At 70.1% G+C, this 17,740-nt stretch carries 15 protein-coding genes; 5 read left to right on the forward strand and 10 right to left on the reverse strand.

Translation table 11 applies throughout. The annotated features are described in order from the left end of the window. Positions 1–78 precede the first annotated feature (78 nt). The gene (locus AC3ANN_RS08530) at positions 79–756 is read left to right on the forward strand and encodes a TetR/AcrR family transcriptional regulator (RefSeq protein WP_488340545.1); all 678 of its coding nucleotides are present in this window, start codon (positions 79–81) and stop codon (positions 754–756) included. 6 nt (positions 757–762) lie between these two features. On the opposite strand, the gene dxs is transcribed toward AC3ANN_RS08530, so the two are convergent. From dxs to dut, 5 genes are all read right to left on the reverse strand, one after another. After that, positions 763–2,721, reverse strand: coding sequence for a 1-deoxy-D-xylulose-5-phosphate synthase (dxs, locus tag AC3ANN_RS08535; protein ID WP_488340546.1), 1,959 nt, complete (start codon positions 2,719–2,721; stop codon positions 763–765). Positions 2,722–2,817: 96 nt separating this feature from the next. Beyond that, positions 2,818–5,652 (reverse strand): aconitate hydratase, encoded by a 2,835-nt coding sequence (locus tag AC3ANN_RS08540; RefSeq protein ID WP_488340547.1) that lies wholly within the window; start codon positions 5,650–5,652, stop codon positions 2,818–2,820. A gap of 134 nt (positions 5,653–5,786) precedes the next feature. After that, on the reverse strand, positions 5,787–6,593 hold the full coding sequence (locus AC3ANN_RS08545; RefSeq protein ID WP_488340548.1) for a DUF3159 domain-containing protein: 807 nt from the start codon (positions 6,591–6,593) through the stop codon (positions 5,787–5,789). After that, entirely contained in the window at positions 6,590–7,189 is a 600-nt protein-coding gene (locus AC3ANN_RS08550; protein ID WP_488340549.1) for a DUF3710 domain-containing protein, read from the reverse strand. Before AC3ANN_RS08550 ends, AC3ANN_RS08545 begins: the two co-directional genes overlap by 4 nt. Beyond that, positions 7,186–7,647 carry a dUTP diphosphatase gene (gene dut / locus AC3ANN_RS08555; RefSeq protein ID WP_488340550.1) on the reverse strand — a complete coding sequence of 154 codons (462 nt, stop codon included), beginning with the start codon at positions 7,645–7,647 and terminating at the stop codon, positions 7,186–7,188. The genes AC3ANN_RS08550 and dut overlap by 4 nt, the downstream gene beginning before the upstream one ends. 12 nt (positions 7,648–7,659) lie before the next feature. Here dut and AC3ANN_RS08560 point away from each other — a divergent pair, with 12 nt between their 5' ends. Continuing rightward, positions 7,660–8,163, forward strand: a complete 504-nt coding sequence (locus tag AC3ANN_RS08560) for a DUF3093 domain-containing protein (protein WP_488340551.1) — start codon at positions 7,660–7,662, stop codon at positions 8,161–8,163. Here the strand turns inward: AC3ANN_RS08560 and AC3ANN_RS08565 are convergent. Beyond that, positions 8,138–8,431 carry a DUF4193 domain-containing protein gene (locus AC3ANN_RS08565; RefSeq protein WP_488340552.1) on the reverse strand — a complete coding sequence of 98 codons (294 nt, stop codon included), beginning with the start codon at positions 8,429–8,431 and terminating at the stop codon, positions 8,138–8,140. The two genes, AC3ANN_RS08560 and AC3ANN_RS08565, sit on opposite strands and share 26 nt — an antisense overlap. A gap of 261 nt (positions 8,432–8,692) precedes the next feature. On the opposite strand from AC3ANN_RS08565, the gene sepH reads away from it, so the two are divergent. After that, the gene (gene sepH, locus AC3ANN_RS08570; protein ID WP_488340553.1) at positions 8,693–9,730 is read left to right on the forward strand and encodes a septation protein SepH; all 1,038 of its coding nucleotides are present in this window, start codon (positions 8,693–8,695) and stop codon (positions 9,728–9,730) included. A 1-nt stretch (position 9,731) separates the two neighbouring features. Here the strand turns inward: sepH and AC3ANN_RS08575 are convergent, their stop codons facing one another. Beyond that, complete coding sequence (locus AC3ANN_RS08575) at positions 9,732–10,856, reverse strand: alkaline phosphatase family protein (RefSeq protein WP_488340554.1); 1,125 nt, start codon at positions 10,854–10,856, stop codon at positions 9,732–9,734. A 67-nt stretch (positions 10,857–10,923) separates the two neighbouring features. On the opposite strand from AC3ANN_RS08575, the gene AC3ANN_RS08580 reads away from it, so the two are divergent. After that, the gene (locus AC3ANN_RS08580; RefSeq protein WP_488340555.1) at positions 10,924–13,383 is read left to right on the forward strand and encodes a DNA gyrase/topoisomerase IV subunit A; all 2,460 of its coding nucleotides are present in this window, start codon (positions 10,924–10,926) and stop codon (positions 13,381–13,383) included. Between the two features lie 83 nt (positions 13,384–13,466). Here the strand turns inward: AC3ANN_RS08580 and AC3ANN_RS08585 are convergent, their stop codons facing one another. Beyond that, positions 13,467–15,554: a DNA gyrase/topoisomerase IV subunit B gene (locus tag AC3ANN_RS08585; protein ID WP_488340556.1), complete on the reverse strand. Its 2,088-nt coding sequence runs from the start codon at positions 15,552–15,554 to the stop codon at positions 13,467–13,469. A 168-nt stretch (positions 15,555–15,722) separates the two neighbouring features. Between AC3ANN_RS08585 and AC3ANN_RS08590 the strand changes: the two genes are divergently transcribed. Continuing rightward, on the forward strand, positions 15,723–15,941 hold the full coding sequence (locus AC3ANN_RS08590) for a DUF7455 domain-containing protein (protein ID WP_488340557.1): 219 nt from the start codon (positions 15,723–15,725) through the stop codon (positions 15,939–15,941). Between the two features lie 72 nt (positions 15,942–16,013). Here AC3ANN_RS08590 and AC3ANN_RS08595 read toward each other — a convergent pair whose 3' ends face one another. Together AC3ANN_RS08595 and AC3ANN_RS08600 are read right to left on the reverse strand one after the other, a co-directional pair. Then, entirely contained in the window at positions 16,014–17,057 is a 1,044-nt protein-coding gene (locus AC3ANN_RS08595) for an alanine racemase (protein WP_488340558.1), read from the reverse strand. Then, complete coding sequence (locus AC3ANN_RS08600; protein ID WP_488340559.1) at positions 17,054–17,713, reverse strand: alanine racemase C-terminal domain-containing protein; 660 nt, start codon at positions 17,711–17,713, stop codon at positions 17,054–17,056. Before AC3ANN_RS08600 ends, AC3ANN_RS08595 begins: the two co-directional genes overlap by 4 nt. Between the last annotated feature and the right edge of the window lie 27 nt (positions 17,714–17,740).

Genomic DNA, 17,740 nt, shown 5'->3' on the forward strand with positions numbered 1-17,740 from the left:
GCGCGATCGCACGAGGACGGGGCGCGCTCCGCGAGGAGCGCGCCCTTCCCGTATCGTCAGGCGCCGTATGCTTTGAACATGTTCAGTTCAGGTGCTCCCCTGCCCACCAAGAGCGAACGTACGCGCGCGCACCTCCGCGAGATCGCGCTGAGGTCCTTCCGGGAACGCGGGTACGACGCGACGACCATCCGGCTCATCGCGCAGGAGGCGGGGGTCTCGGTCGGCACCACCAACTACCACTTCGCCTCGAAGAACCACCTGGTGCAGGAGCTGTACCTCGATGTTCAGGTCGCTCATCGTGCCGCAGCGGAGCCGCTGCTGGCGGCATCCGCCGATCTCGTCGATCGGCTCGGCATCGTGTACCGGACGGGCCTCGACCAGCTCGGGCCGTACCACCGGTTCGCGCCGGAGTTCCTTTCGGCGGCCGTATCGCCCCGCTCGCCCATCAACCCCCTGTCGGAGGAATCTGCGCCAGCTCTCGCGATCGTCGAGGGACTCTTCCGCGAGGCTGTCGACGTGCCGAGGAGTCCGGTGCCCGAGGAGTTCCGGGCGGCACTCCCCCACGCGCTGGTGCTCGGCCACCTGCTGCTGGCGTTGTTCTGGGTCTACGACCGCTCGCCCGGCCAGGAGCGTACGCGCACGCTCCTGAAGCGCGGGCTGCGCCTGCTGCGGCTCGCGCTGCCTCTCACGAAGGTGCCGCTGCTGCGCGCTCCGCTGCGCGAGCTCCTCGACCTCGTGGGACAGGTGCGCGCCTGACGGGTGCTAGCCGCGCTCGTCGCGGCTGCGGGCGAGGTACCCCAGCGTGGGAATCTCCGACGTCTGGGCGCCGCGGGCGACCGGGATGCGAGTGCCGAGAACCTGGGCGACGACGTCCTGAGCGATCTTCGCGGGCGCGAGTCCGGCATCCTCGAGAATCTGCTCGCGGCTGGCGTGGTCGATGAACTCGGCCGGAAGGCCGAGCTCGTCGACGGCGGTGTCGACGCCCGCCTCGCGCAGCACCTGGCGCACGCGCGTGCCGATGCCGCCGACGCGAATCCCGTCCTCGATCGTGATGACGAGGCGGTGGGATGCCGCGAGTCGCACGATCGACGGCTGCACGGGCACGACCCACCGCGGGTCGACGACGGTCGCGCCGATGCCCTGGGCGCGCAGGCGTCCCGCCACGTCGACGGCGATGTGCGCCATCGGGCCGATGCCCACGAGCAGCACGTCCTGCGAGTCGGACCGCACGAGCACGTCGACCCCGTCGTCGAGACGTTCGAGCGCGGGAAGCTCCGGGCTCACCGCGCCCTTCGCGAAGCGGATGACGGTAGGAGCGTCGTCGACCGCGACCGCTTCGCGCAGCTCCTCGCGCAGGCGCGGTTCGTCCCGCGGGACCGCGATGCGGATGTTGGGGACGATCTGGAGCATGGCGAGGTCCCAGATGCCGTGATGGCTCGGGCCGTCCGGACCCGTCACGCCGGCCCGGTCGAGCACGAAGGTCACGCCGGCCTTGTGGAGCGCGACATCCATCAGCACCTGATCGAAGGCGCGGTTCATGAACGTCGCGTAGATCGCGACGACCGGATGAAGGCCGCCGAAGGCCAGGCCGGCCGCCGACGCGACCGCGTGCTGCTCGGCGATGCCGACGTCGTACACGCGGTCGGGGAACCGCTGTGCGAACGGCAGCAGGCCTGTGGGGCGCAGCATCGCGGCGGTCATGGCGATGACATCGCCGCGGTCCTCGCCGACGGCGACGAGCTCATCGGCGAACACGTCGGTCCAGCCCGTGCCGCCCGCATTGCCGAGCGCCTCGCCGGTGATCGGGTCGATCTTGCCGACGGCGTGGAACTGATCCGCCTCGTCCTCGAGGGCGGGTGCGTAGCCGCGGCCCTTCTCGGTGATGGCGTGCACGATCACCGGGGCCCCGTACGCCTTCGCGAGCTCGAGCGTCTCGATGAGTGCGGGCAGATCGTGCCCGTCCACGGGACCGAGGTACTTGATGTCGAGATTCGAGTACAGCGCGGCGTTGTTCGTGAAGCGCGACAGGAATCCGTGCGTGCCGCCGCGCAGGCCGCGGTACACCGCACGGGCAGCCGGACCGAGCTTGCGCGACAGCGTGTCGGAGCTGCGATGCAGGGTGCGGTACGAGTCGGCGGTGCGAACGCGGTTGAGATACCGCGCCATGCCGCCGATCGTAGGTGCGTACGAGCGCCCGTTGTCGTTGACGACGATGATCAGGTTTCGGTCGTTGTCGTCGGAGATGTTGTTGAGCGCCTCCCACGTCATGCCGCCGGTGAGCGCGCCATCGCCCACCACCGCGACGACGTGGCGGTCCTTCCGGCCGGTGCGAGTGAGGGCGCGAGAGACGCCGTCAGCCCAGCTCAGCGAACTCGAGGCGTGCGAGGACTCGACGACGTCGTGTGGGCTCTCCGAGCGCTGCGGGTAGCCCGCGAGGCCGCCGCGCTGCCGGAGGTTGGCGAAGTCCTGGCGGCCGGTGAGCAGCTTGTGGACGTAGGACTGGTGTCCCGTGTCGAAGATGAACGGATCGGATGGCGAGTCGAACACCCGGTGCAGAGCGATCGTGAGCTCGACGACGCCGAGATTCGGCCCGAGGTGGCCGCCGGTGCGGGCGACGTTCTCGACGAGGAATCCGCGGACCTCCTCGGCCAGCTGCTCGAGCTGGTCGACGCTGAGGGAGTCGAGATCGCGGGGTCCGGTGATGGACGACAGCAGCGACATCCCCGCTCCTTTCCGGCCCGGAAGGGCTCTGTCAGTCTACCCGGGGCGAAACGAAGGGACCGGATGCCGTGGCATCCGGTCCCCGTGAATCCGCTGTCAGACCAGCGAGCGCAGCACGTACTGCAGGATGCCGCCGTTGCGGTAGTAGTCGGCCTCACCAGGCGTATCGATGCGGACGACCGCGTCGAACACGACGGTCTGCTTGCCCTCGGGCGAGAACTCGCTCGGCGCCGCCGTGACCTTGACGGTCTTCGGGGTCACGCCCTCGTTCAGCTGCTCGAGACCCTCGATCGAGACGATCTCGGTGCCGTCCAGGCCCAGCGACTTCCAGCTCTGGCCGGCCGGGAACTGCAGCGGCACCACGCCCATGCCGATGAGGTTGGAGCGGTGGATCCGCTCGAAGCTCTCGGTGATGACCGCCTTGACGCCCAGCAGGCTGGTGCCCTTGGCCGCCCAGTCGCGCGACGAGCCGGAGCCGTACTCCTTGCCGCCGAACACCACGAGCGGGGTGCCCTGCGCCTGGTAGTTCATGCACGCGTCGTAGATGAACGACTGCGGGCCGCCCGCCTGGGTGAAGTCACGCGTGTAGCCGCCCTCGACGATCTGACCGTCGTTGACGGCCGCGACGAGCTCGTTCTTCAGGCGGATGTTCGCGAAGGTGCCCCGGATCATGACCTCGTGGTTGCCGCGACGCGAGCCGTAGGAGTTGAAGTCCTTCTGCGCGACGCCGTGCTCCGTGAGGTACTGCGCGGCGGGTGTGCCCGCCTTGATGTTGCCGGCGGGTGAGATGTGGTCGGTCGTCACCGAGTCGCCCAGAGCCGCCATGACACGCGCACCGGTGATGTCCTTGACCGGGGTCAGCTCCATCGTCATGCCCTCGAAGTACGGAGGCTTGCGCACGTACGTCGACGACTCGTCCCACTCGAAGACGTCGCCGGTCGGTGTCGGCAGGTTCTTCCAGCGCTCGTCACCCTCGAACACGGTGGCGTACTGCTTGGTGAACATGTCCTCGCTGATCGACGAGTCGATCGTCGCCTGGACCTCCGCGGCGTCCGGCCAGATGTCCTTCAAGAAGACGTCGTTGCCGTCCTGGTCCTTGCCGAGCGGGTCGGTCTCGAAGTCGAAGTGCATCGAGCCGGCGAGCGAATAGGCGATCACGAGCGGCGGGCTCGCGAGGTAGTTCATCTTGACGTCGGGATTGATGCGTCCCTCGAAGTTGCGGTTGCCCGAGAGGACGGCCGTGACCGCGAGATCGTTCTGCTGTACCGCGGCCGAGACCTCCTCGATGAGCGGACCCGAGTTGCCGATGCAGGTCGTGCAGCCGTAGCCCACGGTGTAGAACCCGAGGTCCTCGAGGTCCTTGGTCAGTCCGGCCTTCTCGTAGTAGTCGGTGACGACCTTCGAACCCGGCGCGAGCGTGGTCTTGACCCACGGCTTCGCCTTGAGGCCCTTCTTCACGGCGTTGCGGGCCAGCAGTCCGGCCGCCAGCATCACCGACGGGTTGGACGTGTTCGTGCACGAGGTGATCGCTGCGATCGTGACCGCGCCGTTGTCGATGACGTAGGGGCTGCCGTCCTCAGGCGTGACGGTGACGGGCTTGGATGCCGCGGCGGGGCCGCCGCTGGCGATGTGGACCGTGCGGGTGACGGGCTCCTCCTCGCCGGGGACCGCGCCGGGGTCCGATGCCGGGAAGGAGTGCTTCGACTCCAGGTCGACGATCGAGGTCGACTCGGTCGGGTTGGCGTAGTTGAGGATGTCCTGCTCGAACTGCGACTTGGCGTCCGAGAGGCGGATGCGGTCCTGCGGGCGCTTGGGCCCGGCGATGGAAGGGACCACCGTCGACAGGTCCAGCTCCATGTACTCGCTGAAAACCGGCTCGACCGCGGGGTTGTGCCACAGTCCCTGCTCCTTGGCGTACGCCTCGACCAGGGCGAGGCTCTGCTCGCTGCGGCCCGTGAGCCGGAGGTAGTCGATAGTGACGTCGTCGATCGGGAAGATCGCGGCGGTCGACCCGAACTCGGGGCTCATGTTGCCGATCGTCGCGCGGTTCGCCAGCGGCACCGATGCGACGCCCTCGCCGTAGAACTCGACGAACTTGCCGACGACGCCGTGCTGACGCAGCATGTCGGTGATCGTGAGCACGACATCGGTCGCGGTCACGCCGGTCGGGATGCTGCCCGAGAGCTTGAAGCCCACCACGCGGGGAATGAGCATCGACACGGGCTGACCCAGCATCGCTGCCTCGGCCTCGATGCCGCCGACGCCCCACCCCAGGACGCCGAGCCCGTTGACCATGGTGGTGTGCGAGTCGGTGCCGACGCACGTGTCGGGGTAGGCGCGCAGCACACCGCCGACCTCCCGGTCATAGACGACCTTCGCCAGGTGCTCGATGTTCACCTGGTGCACGATGCCGGTGCCCGGGGGGACGACCTTGAAGTCGTTGAAGGCGGTCTGGCCCCAGCGTAGGAACTGGTAGCGCTCGCCGTTGCGCTCGTACTCGATCTCGACGTTGCGCTCCAGCGCGTTCTCGGTGCCGAAGAGGTCGGCGATGACCGAGTGGTCGATGACCATCTCGGCCGGCGAGAGCGGGTTGATCCGCTTGGGGTCGCCGCCGAGCGCCTCGACCGCCTCGCGCATGGTGGCGAGGTCGACGATGCAGGGAACACCCGTGAAGTCCTGCATCACGACGCGGGCCGGCGTGAACTGGATCTCGGTGTTCGGCTCGGCGTCGGCATCCCACGCGCCGAGCGCCTGGATCTGCTCCTTCGTCACGTTCGCGCCGTCCTCGGTGCGAAGCAGGTTCTCGAGCAGCACCTTGAGGCTGAACGGGAGCTTCTCGTTGCCCGCGACCGTGTCGATGCGGTAGATCTCGTAGTCGGTGCTGCCGACCGTCAGGGTGCTCTTGGCACCGAAGCTGTCAACCGTGGACACGTCTGTCTCCTTCGTCGGCGGCGGGAGCGGGCCGCAGCCCGGCATCCCCATCTTCCCCCGCTCCGGAGCCCTCTGCTAGTGAGGCCAGCCTAATCGCGTGGGACGAAATTTATCTCGATATCAAGATAAATATATCACTTCGCCGACCGTGGATAGAGCGCCCGCACGGCGAGCCACGTCACGGCGACGAGCGGTGCGAACAGCGGCAGCCCCATCACGAGCTTGAGGGTGCCGAGCGCGGTGATGGCGCCGGGCTCGCCTGCGAGATCGGCGAGATAGAGCGGGAACTGAACGAGCAGGCGCGCCGCGAACAGCGAAGCCCATGCGATCGCGAGCCAGAAGAAGGCACGGCGCTTGCGCTTGTCGGCACGCCATGCGGTGCCCTCCCCCATCAGGAACCCGACGGCGAGGCCGATGAGCGACCACCCGACCAGCGCGGAGATGAGGAACGCCGAGCCGTACAGCGCATTCGTGATGAAGCCCGGGATGAAGTTGTTGCCCGCCTCACCCGTGAACGCGGCGAACGCCGCGGCCGCGCCGGCGGCCACCAGCCCGCCGATCGCGGCGGTGACGGACTGCCGCGCGATCAGGCGCACGATCGTGAACACGAGCGCGATCCCGACGGACAGGCCCAGCGAGAGCCACAGATTGCCGTCACCGGTGCCGGGATCGATCGTCACTGTGTACACGACGATGAACACGAGACCGGGGAGCACCGACTCCAGGACGCCGCGCCAGCCGCCCATCGCCGACCAGACGACGTGCCCGGTGCTCTTGCCCTCCGCCGGATCGAGTCCTGCCCGCCGAGCGGCGTCGCCCAGCGCCGCACCGAGGATGTCGGACGCGCTCGGCTCGGCAGGAGGAGGCGTGAGGGGAACGGATGCCTCGGCCGCGGCATCCGCGTCGTGCTCCGCCCGCTCGGGACGGGGGTCGTCGCTCACGCGACGCCCGGGGTCGCCGGCATGCGCAGCGGGATGAGGTCGCGGGGCGGCATCGGGGAGCCGCCGCGCACCACCACGATCGAGCGGAAGAGGTCCTCGACCTTGGCGGCCGCCTCGATGTCGCTCGTCGCTGCTCCGCCGATGACTCCGCGCAGGAACCAGCGCGGCCCGTCGACGCCCACGAACCGCGCCAGGCGCTTGCCCGCGGTGCCCTCGGGCCCCGCCACGACGGGGACCTCGGCGAGGAGCTCAGGTCCGAGCGGTCCCTCGCGCTCCTCGACACGACCGCCCTGCTGGCGGATCTGCTGGCGGATCTGCTCGCGCGTCTCGTCCCACAGCCCCGCCGAACGCGGCGCCGCGAACGGCTGCACCTGCAGCGTCGAGTCGGCGTAGTCGAGGCCGACGGCCACGATGCGCTTGGTCTGCTCCTCGACCTCGAGACGCAGGTTGAGCCCCTCGCGCGGCAGGATCTTGATGCCGCCGAGGTCGATGTAGGGACGAACCGGGTTCGCCTCGGACTCGTCGAAGGGTCCGTCGGTGCCGCGATCCTGCGGCGCGACCTTGCGCGGCCCGTCGGCGGATATGGGGTCGGTCATGCGAGGACTCCGTCCTTGTTGTCCTTCTGGTAGCCGGTGGATCCGAACCCGCCCTCGCCCCGGGCGCTGTCGGGCAGCGCCTCGACGGGGATGAAGCGGGCACGAGGCACCGGCATGACGATGAGCTGGGCGATCCGGTCCCCGACGGCGATGTCGTGCGGCTGCTCGGTGTCGGTGTTGAGCAGGATGACCTTGATCTCGCCGCGGTAGCCGGCGTCGACGGTGCCGGGGGCGTTGACGACGGTGATGCCGTGCTTCGCCGCAAGACCGCTGCGCGGGACCACGAAGGCGACGTAACCCTCGGGGAGCGCGATCCGCACCCCGGTGCCCACGAGTGCACGCCGGCCGGGCTCCAGGCGCACCGCTTCTGCGGCGACGAGGTCGGCGCCCGCGTCTCCGGGGTGCGCGTACGCGGGAAGGTCGGGGGCGATAATGGGGACGTCCACCGTTTCAGTCACCCAACGAGGGTAATGCAGAAGACAGCGCGCAGTACCAGGGCAGCGGGCGCCCGCTCGGACGTCTATCGCGAGCGGCTCGGGCCCTCCCTGTGGATCCTGGTCGCAGCCGCGGTCGCGGCGCCGATGGCCGCCCTCGTGTTCACGCCGGTGGACGCGACCGTGGGGCTCCTCATCGGGGCTGCCGTCGGCATCCTCGTCATCGTCCTGCTCGTCGCCGCCGCGCCGGTGGTGGTGGTCCGTGACGGCGAGCTGCGGGCCGGGCCCGCGCATATCGACGTCCGTCATCTCGGCGAGCCGGAGGTGCACGTCGGTGACGGCGCGCGCCATGCGCGCGGTGCCGGACTCGACCCGCGTTCGTGGCACCTCATCCGCGGGGGGATCGACGGGGTCGTCGTCATCCCGCTGAACGATGCCGACGACCCGACGACCGCGTGGGTGATCTCCTCGCGGACGCCGGATCGGCTGGCTGCCGCGGTGCGGCGGTCTCAGGCTACGCGGAGCACTCCGAGCAGATAGGTCCGTCGGCGGTCTCGTGGTCGAGCTGCGAACGGTGCTTCACCAGGAAGCAGTTGGAACAGGTGAACTCGTCCTCCTGAGGCGGCAGCACGACGACGTCGAGCTCGAGGTCCGACAGGTCGGCTCCCGGCAGCTCGAAGCCGGACGGGTTGTCGGCGTCCTCCACATCGACCGAGCCCGAGAGCTTGTCGGGAACGCGCTCCTTCAGAGCCTCGATCGACTCGCTGTCGTCCTCGGTCTTGCGGGGGGCGTCGTAATCGGTGGCCATTCGTGAAGATCTCAACTTCCGGGTATCGCGGGCTGCGCTCGCCCTTGCGGGCGGCGATAGTTTGCACGACCGACTCCCTTTTCGCAAATGCGCGAGAGAAAGGTCCTCGGCGTGCGTTCGCGTGAAACTCGCGGCACGCGCGCGATATTCCCGGCGCATGGGATGCGCTGTGACACCATGGGCGCACAGGCAGGATCGACAGCCATGAGCCCGGCGGAACCACGCAGCCATGAGCCGGGCTGGAAAAGCGGAGGCGTTCGCATGGAACAGCTCAAGGTCATCGGAACCGAGGACGACAAGCTCATCCTGGCGACCGAGTCCGGAGACAGATTCGCGCTCGACGTCGACGACGTGCTGCGCGCCGAGCTGCGCAAGGCGCGCCGCGATCGCGACGGCGACACGCAGGGGCCCCGCCCGAGCCCGCGCGAGATCCAGTCGCACATCCGTGCCGGCCTGTCCGCCCGCGAGGTGGCTGAGCTCCTCGGGGCTCGCGTCGAGGACGTCGTCCGGTTCGAGGGGCCGGTGCTCGCCGAACGCGAGCACGTCGTCGGCCAGGCGCTCGCGGTGCCCGTGCTGCTGGGCGGCGAGTTCGAAGGCGACGGCCACGCCACCTTCGGATCCGCAGTGCGCGCCAAGCTCGCCGAAGCCGGCGCCATCGGCGAGCGGTGGACGAGCTGGAAGGAGCCGACGGGCTGGATCGTCAAGCTCGAGTTCGCGGCGAACGACGTCGACCACGACGCGCGGTGGGGATTCGACCCGCGGCGCAGCACGCTCTCGCCTCTGAACAACGACGCCATCCAGCTCTCCCGCCAGGGCTCGCTGCCGGAGGGTCTCATCCCGCGGCTCCGCGCGCTCGAAGTCGTGCCCGCAAAGGACGACTCGCGCTTCGACAGCGGCGCCTTCGGGCCTCGCCGGCTGCCGGACGCGGACCTCGAGTCGCCCGACCTGCCTGCTCCCGCCGCCCCGGCGGTGCAGGAGGCGGCGATCAAGCGCGCGGAGGAGCCGACGGTGACCTCGGCCGAGACCGCCGACCTGCTCGAGGCCCTGCGGCGCCGCCGCGGCCAGCGTGAGCCGCTGCCCGGTTCGGAGGAGGCCGCCACGGGTGCCCGTGGTTCGGCTCCGGTCGCCCTGTTCGACGCTCTCGAGCCGGGATACGACGACGCCCCGGCAGAGGAGCAGCCCGAGCCGACCGACTATCAGCCGTCGTCGCCCGCCGTGGCCGAAGCGGGCCGGCGCAAGGGACGCACCTCGATGCCGTCGTGGGACGAGATCGTCTTCGGCGCACGCGCCGACGACTGAGTCACCGGGACAGGGCGAATGCGCCCAGCCGGATGAGCGGGACGAGGCGCTCCTCGTCGGTGAGCGATCCGTGCTGCCCCACCATCTTCTGCGGTGCTTTGTCGGCGAGCCGGTCGTCGTAGTAGGCGATCCCCGCACGTGGGGCGACGACGACATCGCCGATCCGTTCCGAGACGGCGGGGTCCACTACGCCCATCAGCCCGGACTCGACGACCTCACGGCGCGACAGCACCCAGGACCGGCCGCCTTCCCCGTCCCGCCATCGCGCGAGCACGGCGCTCGCGGCCCCAGACTCGGCGTAGAGATGCAGCATCCGCGGCTCGCCGCCGATGAGGCGCACACCATCGAGCAGCGGGTCCCCTTCGGCGAGCAGCACGTGTCGGTGGCGCGGGACGTCGATCATGCCGTGGTCGCTCGTCACCAGCACGCCGGTCCCCGGTGCCAGAGCCGACGACAGCGACCGTGCCGCGGCATCCACCCGCTCCAGCATCGCGACCCACTCGTCGGACTCCCAGCCGCGCTTGTGACCGATGGAGTCGAGCTCCGGCGCGTAGAGGTAGGTGAGCGATCCGGGATGCCGCGCCGCGAGGTCGGCGGCGACCCGCACGCGTGCGTCGAGGTCGTCGGCGCCGTGGAACTCTGCGTCGCCCAGCGTGACCGCCGTGAACCCGGTGCCCGCGTACTCGTCGCGTGAGACGGAGAAGAACGGCCGGCGGAGAGTGTCGGCCAGCGGACGCGCCCGCTGGAACGACAGCGGGAGTCCGTCGGTCTCCCAGCCGCGGAGCTGGTTGACCACATCGTCGGTGCCCGGGACGCGCGCCCGATACCCCACGATGCCGTGCTGGCCGGGCATGGTGCCCGTCAGCAGGCTCGTCAGGGCCGCAGCGGTCGTCGATGGGAAGACCGTGCGTGCCGCGTCCTTCTTCGCGCGTGCCTCCGAGAGGAAGCGCGCATGCCCCGCCCGCGCCGCCAGGTTGTGCGCCCCCAGTCCATCGATGACCCACACGATCGCGCTCCGGGCCGGGGGCAGCCACTCCGAGCTGCCGTCGAGCGCCGCCGCCATCTCGGGCACGACACGGGTCAGGCTCCGGGCTCGGGGCGGGTCCACGGGTAGGCTGAGGGACATCGGGGCCAGTCTCGCACACCGCTGATCCGCCCTTCCGCTCCGCCGTCACCCGAGGCTTCACACGTCTATGCCCGCTTCCCGCACCGACTCCGCACCCGCCGACCACGGCCGCATCGAGGATGTCGACGTCTCGTCCGAGATGCAGACGTCCTTCCTCGAGTACGCGTACTCCGTCATCTACTCGCGCGCGCTGCCCGATGCGCGCGACGGACTCAAGCCGGTGCAGCGGCGCATTCTCTTCCAGATGGCCGACATGGGCCTGCGGCCCGACCGCGGGCACGTCAAGAGCGCTCGCGTCGTCGGCGAGGTCATGGGCAAGCTGCACCCGCACGGCGACGCACCCATCTACGACGCGCTCGTGCGCCTCGCGCAGCCGTTCTCGCTGCGCGTGCCGCTGGTCGACGGCCATGGCAACTTCGGCTCGCTCGATGACGGGCCGGCTGCGCCCCGCTATACCGAGGCCCGCCTCGCGGCATCCGCGCTCGCGCTCACCGAGAACCTCGACGAGGACGTCGTCGACTTCATCCCGAACTACGACGGCCAGTTCCAGCAGCCCGAGGTGCTGCCGGCCGCCTTCCCGAACCTCCTCGTCAACGGCACGACGGGCATCGCAGTCGGCATGGCGACGAACATGGCGCCGCACAACCTCATCGAGGTCGTGGGCGCGGCGACGCACCTGCTCGAGAACCCCGACGCCACCGTCGACGAGCTCATGGAATTCGTCCCAGGCCCCGACCTGCCCGGCGGCGGCATCATCGTCGGGCTCGACGGCATCAAGGACGCGTACACCACCGGGCGCGGCAGCTTCCGCACCCGCGCGAAGGTCTCGATCGAATCGCTCGGCCCGCGCCGCACCGGCCTCGTCGTCACCGAGCTGCCGTACCTCGTCGGCCCCGAGCGCGTGATCGAGAAGATCAAGGACGCCGTCAACGCGAAGAAGCTCCAGGGCATCTCCGACGTCACCGACCTGACCGACCGCCACAACGGCCTGCGCCTCGTCATCGGCATCAAGACCGGCTTCGATCCGCAGGCGGTGCTCGACCACCTCTACCGGCTCACTCCGCTCGAGGACTCGTTCAGCATCAACAACGTCGCCCTCGTGGAGGGGCAGCCGCAGACCCTCGGACTCCGCGAGCTGCTGCGCGTCTACCTCGACCACCGCATCAGCGTGGTCACGCGTCGCAGCAAGCACCGGCTCAACCGGCGCAGGGAGCGCCTGCACCTGGTCGAAGGCCTCCTCATCGCGATCCTCGACATCGACGAGGTCATCCAGGTCATCCGCACCTCCGACGACGGCGAACAGGCGCGCGGGCGCCTCATCGACGTGTTCGATCTGTCGGAGCCCCAGGCCGAGTACATCCTCGAGCTGCGCCTGCGCCGCCTCACGAGGTTCTCGCGGATCGAGCTCGAGACCGAGCGCGACAACCTCAAGGCCGAGATCGCACAGCTCGAGGAGCTGCTCGGGAGCGACGTGCTGCTGCGCGCCCAGGTCGCGCGTGAGCTGGATGCCGCGGCCGAGGCCTTCGGCACACCCCGGCGGACGCTGCTGATGAACGGCGGACCGGTCGTGCCGCGCTCGCGTGCGGCCGCAGCGGCGGCCGACCTGCAGATCGCGGACGCCCCCTGCCGGGTGTTCCTCTCGGCGACAGGGCGCATGGTCCGCGCCGAGCTCTCGACGGAGGCACCCGCCGGCGGCATCGTCCCTCCGGCGCGACGCTCCAAGCACGACGCGATCCGCTCGGCCGTCGACGCGACGACGCGAGGAGACCTCGGCGCCGTCACGAGCGCCGGGCGCCTGGTGCGCTTCTCCCCCGTCGATCTTCCGTCCGTGCCGGGCAACTCGGTGCAGCTGGCGGCCGGCACACGCGCAGACCAGTATCTGGGCCTGTCGGGCGGCGAGCACGTCGTGGCGCTGGTGCCGCTGACGGATGCCCCGCCCATCGCACTCGGCACGCTCCAGGGCGTGGTCAAGCGCGTGGCCGCCTCGGAGCTCGGAACCAAGCACGACATCGAGGTCATCGCCCTCAAGGACGGCGACCGCGTGGTCGGCGCCGCCCCCGCCTCGGATGGCGCCGAACTCGTGTTCGTCGCGAGCGATGCACAGCTGCTGCGGTTCGACGCGTCGTCGGTGCGCCCGCAGGGGCGTTCCGCGGGCGGCATGGCCGGCATCCGTCTCAGTGACGGCGCTCACGTCGTCTCGTTCGACGTGGTCGGCCCTTCTGAGTTCGATGCCGTCGTCGTGACGGTGGCCGGCTCGACGACCGCGATCCCCGGAACGGACGCCGGCAGCGCGAAGGTCTCGCTGTTCAGCGAGTTCCCTGCGAAGGGCCGTGCGACCGGCGGGGTGCGCGCCCAGCGCTTCCTGAAGGGCGAGGACGCCGTGACCGTGGCGTGGGTCGGCACCGAGCCCCGGGCCGTGGGGACGGACGGGTCGACGCGCACTCTACCGGCCTCCGGCGCCAAGCGCGACGCGTCGGGCACGGCGCTCGACGCGGTCGTCGGCGCGGTCGGAACCGGCGTCCGCTGACGCCGGACGTCGGCTTCGACGCCAGCGAGCGAGACGAGACGCCCGGAGCCGCACGCGAGCCGCGTTACGACTCGCTTCGCTCGCTAGGCGTCGATGCGCTCGCGCGCGAGGCGGCCGCTGGAGTCGACGATGAACTCGCGCCGGGGTGCGACGTCGGTCCCCATGAGCAGCTCGAAGACGGATGCCGCCGCCTCGGCATCCTGCATCCGCACGCGGCGGAGCGTGCGGCCTGCGCGATCCATCGTCGTCGTGGCCAGCTGATCGGCGTCCATCTCACCGAGGCCCTTGTACCGCTGCACCGGCTCCTGCCAGCGCTTGCCGGCCTTGGTGAGCTTGGCGAGCAGGCCGTGCAGCTCCTGTTCGGAGTAGGTGTAGATCGTCTCGTTCGGCTTGGAGCCCGGGTTCATCACGACCACGCGATGCAGCGGCGGTACCGCCGCGAATACGCGGCCCTCCTCGATGAGCGGGCGCATGTACCGGAAGAAGAGCGTCAGCAGCAGGGTCCGGATGTGCGCACCGTCGACGTCGGCGTCGCTCATCAGGATGATCTTGCCGTAGCGGGCGGCCTCGAGATCGAAGGAGCGGCCCGATCCTGCTCCGATGACCTGGATGATGGCCGCGCATTCCGCGTTCGAGAGCATGTCGCTGATCGACGCCTTCTGAACGTTGAGGATCTTGCCGCGGATCGGCAGCAGGGCCTGGAATTCGCTGTTGCGCGCCAGCTTCGCCGTGCCGAGCGCCGAATCCCCCTCGACGATGAACAGCTCCGACTCCGAGACGTCGTTCGAGCGGCAGTCGGCGAGCTTCGCGGGAAGGGACGAGGATTCGAGGGCGTTCTTGCGGCGCTGCGTCTCTTTGTGGGTGCGCGCCGAGATGCGCGCCTTCATCTCGGAGACGACTTTGTCGAGCAGGAGCGAGGTCTGCGCCTTGTCGTCCCGCTTCGACGAGGTGAAGCGGGCGGTGAGCTCGCGCGTGACGACGTTCGCGACGATCTGACGCACCGCGGGAGTGCCCAGGACCTCCTTCGTCTGGCCCTCGAACTGCGGCTCGGGGACCCGGACGGTGAGCACCGTCGTGAGGCCCGCGAGGATGTCGTCCTTCTCGAGCTTGTCGTTGCCGACCTTGAGGCGGCGCGCGTTCTGCTCCACCTGGGTGCGGAGCACCTTCATGAGGGCCTGTTCGAAGCCCTGCTGGTGCGTGCCGCCCTTGGGCGTCGCGATGATGTTGACGAACGACCGCGAGACCGTCTCGTAGCCCGTGCCCCACCGCACTGCGATGTCTACGTGGCACTCGCGCTCCACCTCGGTGGGGACCATCGCGCCGGTCGGCTGCAGCACCGGCACGGTCTCGGTGAAGGTGCCCGACCCGGTGAGGCGCCACGTGTCGGTCAATGCGGCGTCGGGGGCGAGGTAGTCGGCGAACTCCGAGATGCCGCCGTCGAAGCGGTAGCTGGTCTCGACCGGAGCGCCTGTCTCAGCAGTGGATTCGGCACGCTCGTCGCGGATGACGATCTCGAGTCCGGGGACGAGGAACGCGGTCTGCCGCGCGCGCTGCTCGAGCTCCTGGAGGTTGAACGCGGCATCCTTCGTGAAGATCTGACGGTCCGCCCAGTAGCGGATGCGCGTGCCGGTGACGCCCTTCGGCGCGCGGCCTGCGACGCGGAGCTCGCTCCGCTCCTCGAACGGCGTGAAGGCCGAATCAGGGCTGCCGTTGGAGAAGATGCCGGGCTCGCCGCGGTGGAACGACATCGCCCACGTCTTGCCGCCGCGGTCGACCTCGACGTCGAGGCGCTCCGAGAGCGCGTTGACAACGGATGCCCCGACCCCGTGCAGACCGCCGGATGCCGCATACGAGCCGCCGCCGAACTTGCCGCCCGCGTGCAGCTTGGTGAAGACCACCTCCACGCCCGAGAGTCCGGTGCGCGGTTCGATGTCGACCGGGATCCCGCGCGCGCGGTCCCGGACCTCGACGCTGCCGTCGGCGTGCAGCACGATGTCGATCCGGGATCCGTGCCCGGCCAGCGCTTCGTCGACGGAGTTGTCGATGATCTCCCACAGGCAGTGCATGAGACCCCGGGAGTCGGTCGAGCCGATGTACATTCCGGGGCGCTTGCGGACCGCCTCGAGTCCCTCGAGCACCTGGAGATGATGGGCAGAATACTCGGCGGTCACAATCTCCCATCGTAATCGCGGGCCTGCAGGACGCCGGGTCGACACGCTCCTCCGAGGGCGCGCGTACGCGCTCAGCGAAATGTCCCCGGTTCGCGGCATTCTCGCATCCTGGCCGTGGTTGTATTTCATGACCGCAACGGAGTTCTACGCATACGAGGAGGGAACGAGATGACCACGCTTTCGACACCCACGGAGAACGCCGCCGTCCTCGAACACCGCCTCACAGCGGTGGACCGGTGCGATTCGTGTGGAGCCCAGGCCTATATCGCGGCCGAGGTCAACGGCAGCGAGCTGCTCTTCTGCGCCCACCACGGCCGCAAGTACGAAGAGAAGCTGCGCGCGGTCGCCACGTCCTGGCACGACGAGACCGAACGACTTCAGGCCTGATCCCCGGCCCTCACGGCGCTCATCCGGATCCTCCGGTGGGCGCCGTCGTCGTTTCTCACATCGCCCTCGCCGTCAGCCGCTGTACACGCGCGGGATGAGCGGAGAGACGCGCAGCAGGGGCTCCTCACCCACGGTTCCGACCGCTTCGCCGACGTCGGTGGGGCTCGGCGCCCCGTCCTCCGCCGGCGCCCCGAACACCGCGACCTCGTCGCCGGCGGAGGCGCCGGGCCAGCCCGCGACGTCCGCGTCGAACAGGCCGACCCTCAGAAGCGCACGCCGGCCTGCGGGCGTCGAGACGCTGATGCGACCGGCGAGCGTGGACGGCACACCGTCCACGGATCCGATGCCGATCGTCACGCGGTCCGCCGTCGCACGCACGACTCGCGCCACGAGGGCCGCGACCGGCTCGATTCCGTCCAGGCTCGGGCCGCCCGCGGAGCGGATGCCGTAGCAGAACGCACCGACGCGCACGAGTTCGTAGCGGAACTCGAGGCGGTGCCATGCCGCGGCGCTGGCGGCCAGATGTCGCACCTCGGGCGTGAGCCCGGCGCGACGGGCGGATGCGACGGCTGCGTCGAACTCCGCCCGCGCGGCGTCGTCGTCGGCGTCGCCGGCCTCGGCGATGTGGCTCCAGATGCCGGCGACGCGCAGGCGTCCGGATCGCTCCAGCTCGACAGCCCGCGCCACCACGGCCGGCCACTGCTCGGGCCGCACGCCGTTGCGGTGCAGCCCGGTGTCGATCTTGAGGTGCACGGTGGCCGGACGGCCGGTTCGCGCCGCGGCCTCCGCAACGCGTTCGAGGTATTCTGCGTCTCCGACACCGAGCTCGAGACCGGCCGTGAGTGCCTCTTCCGCCTCCTCGACCCCGAGGGTCAGCCACGCGAAGACCCGCGCGCGGTCCCCCGTGACCGCCTTCGCGCGCAGCGCGCTGGCCGGGTCCAGCGCTCCGAACCAGGACGCCCCGGCCTCGAGCGCCGCGCGCACGATCGGCTCGACACCGAGAGCGTAGGCGTCGTCCTTCACGACGACGAGCACCTCGGCCGGCGCCATCCGGGCGCGGACGGCGCCGACGTTCTTCCGGAATCGGTCCAGATCGACCCGCAGCTCGGCGTTCACGGCGCCACCTCCCGCGCGACGTGCAGCCCGACCGATGCGACGAGCTCGAGCTCCGTCCACCCGCTCGCGCGAGCCCACGCTGCCGCGGCCCCGGGATGTTCGGGGCCCAGGAAGACCGCACGGTCGCCGGGGGCGACATCCGCATCCCCGACGTCGACGACGCACACGTCCATGGCGACGCGACCGATGATCGGGAATTCCGCCGCACCGATGCGCACCGTCGCGTGCCCGCCGATCGCGCGCGCGACGCCGTGGGCGTAGCCTCCCGACACAAGGGCGACGCGCGTGTCGTCTACGGCGCGGTGGAGGTAGCCGTACGACACTCCCTCGCCGGCGAGCAGCGGCTTGACCGAGAGCACCGGCGCAGTGAGAGCGAGGGCCGGCGTGCCGCGTCCACACAGTCCGAACACGGCCTCGGGTTCGAGGACGGCGTGCCGCGTCGGGTCATGCGAGTCGCCCTCATCGGCCAGGACGTCGACGACCCCCGCCTCCCGGGCGGCGTCCGCGACCAGCCGCGCCCCGTGTCCGCACGCATCGCGCCGCACGTCGACGGCGGCACCGGGCTGCGACGCGAGAGCAGTCCGCAGGTTCTCGACCAGCGCGGAGCGCGACACGCGCACCAGTGGCGCGCTCGGGCGCGGCTCGGCCACGATCATGCTCTCCACCCTAGGACGGCGGTACGG

The organism is Microbacterium sp. STRO-2N (assembly GCF_057747775.1).

Bases quoted from the DNA above. Each gene is read 5' to 3' on its own strand.
- sepH (WP_488340553.1), top strand. From the start codon at position 8,693: ATGGAACAGCTCAAGGTCATCGGAACCGAGGACGACAAGCTCATCCTG.
- AC3ANN_RS08575 (WP_488340554.1), bottom strand. From the start codon at position 10,856: ATGTCCCTCAGCCTACCCGTGGACCCGCCCCGAGCCCGGAGCCTGACC.
- AC3ANN_RS08560 (WP_488340551.1), top strand. From the start codon at position 7,660: ATGCAGAAGACAGCGCGCAGTACCAGGGCAGCGGGCGCCCGCTCGGAC.
- AC3ANN_RS08550 (WP_488340549.1), bottom strand. From the start codon at position 7,189: ATGACCGACCCCATATCCGCCGACGGGCCGCGCAAGGTCGCGCCGCAG.
- dxs (WP_488340546.1), bottom strand. From the start codon at position 2,721: ATGTCGCTGCTGTCGTCCATCACCGGACCCCGCGATCTCGACTCCCTC.
- AC3ANN_RS08565 (WP_488340552.1), bottom strand. From the start codon at position 8,431: ATGGCCACCGATTACGACGCCCCCCGCAAGACCGAGGACGACAGCGAG.
- AC3ANN_RS08580 (WP_488340555.1), top strand. From the start codon at position 10,924: ATGCCCGCTTCCCGCACCGACTCCGCACCCGCCGACCACGGCCGCATC.
- AC3ANN_RS08590 (WP_488340557.1), top strand. From the start codon at position 15,723: ATGACCACGCTTTCGACACCCACGGAGAACGCCGCCGTCCTCGAACAC.
- AC3ANN_RS08600 (WP_488340559.1), bottom strand. From the start codon at position 17,713: ATGATCGTGGCCGAGCCGCGCCCGAGCGCGCCACTGGTGCGCGTGTCG.
- AC3ANN_RS08530 (WP_488340545.1), top strand. From the start codon at position 79: ATGTTCAGTTCAGGTGCTCCCCTGCCCACCAAGAGCGAACGTACGCGC.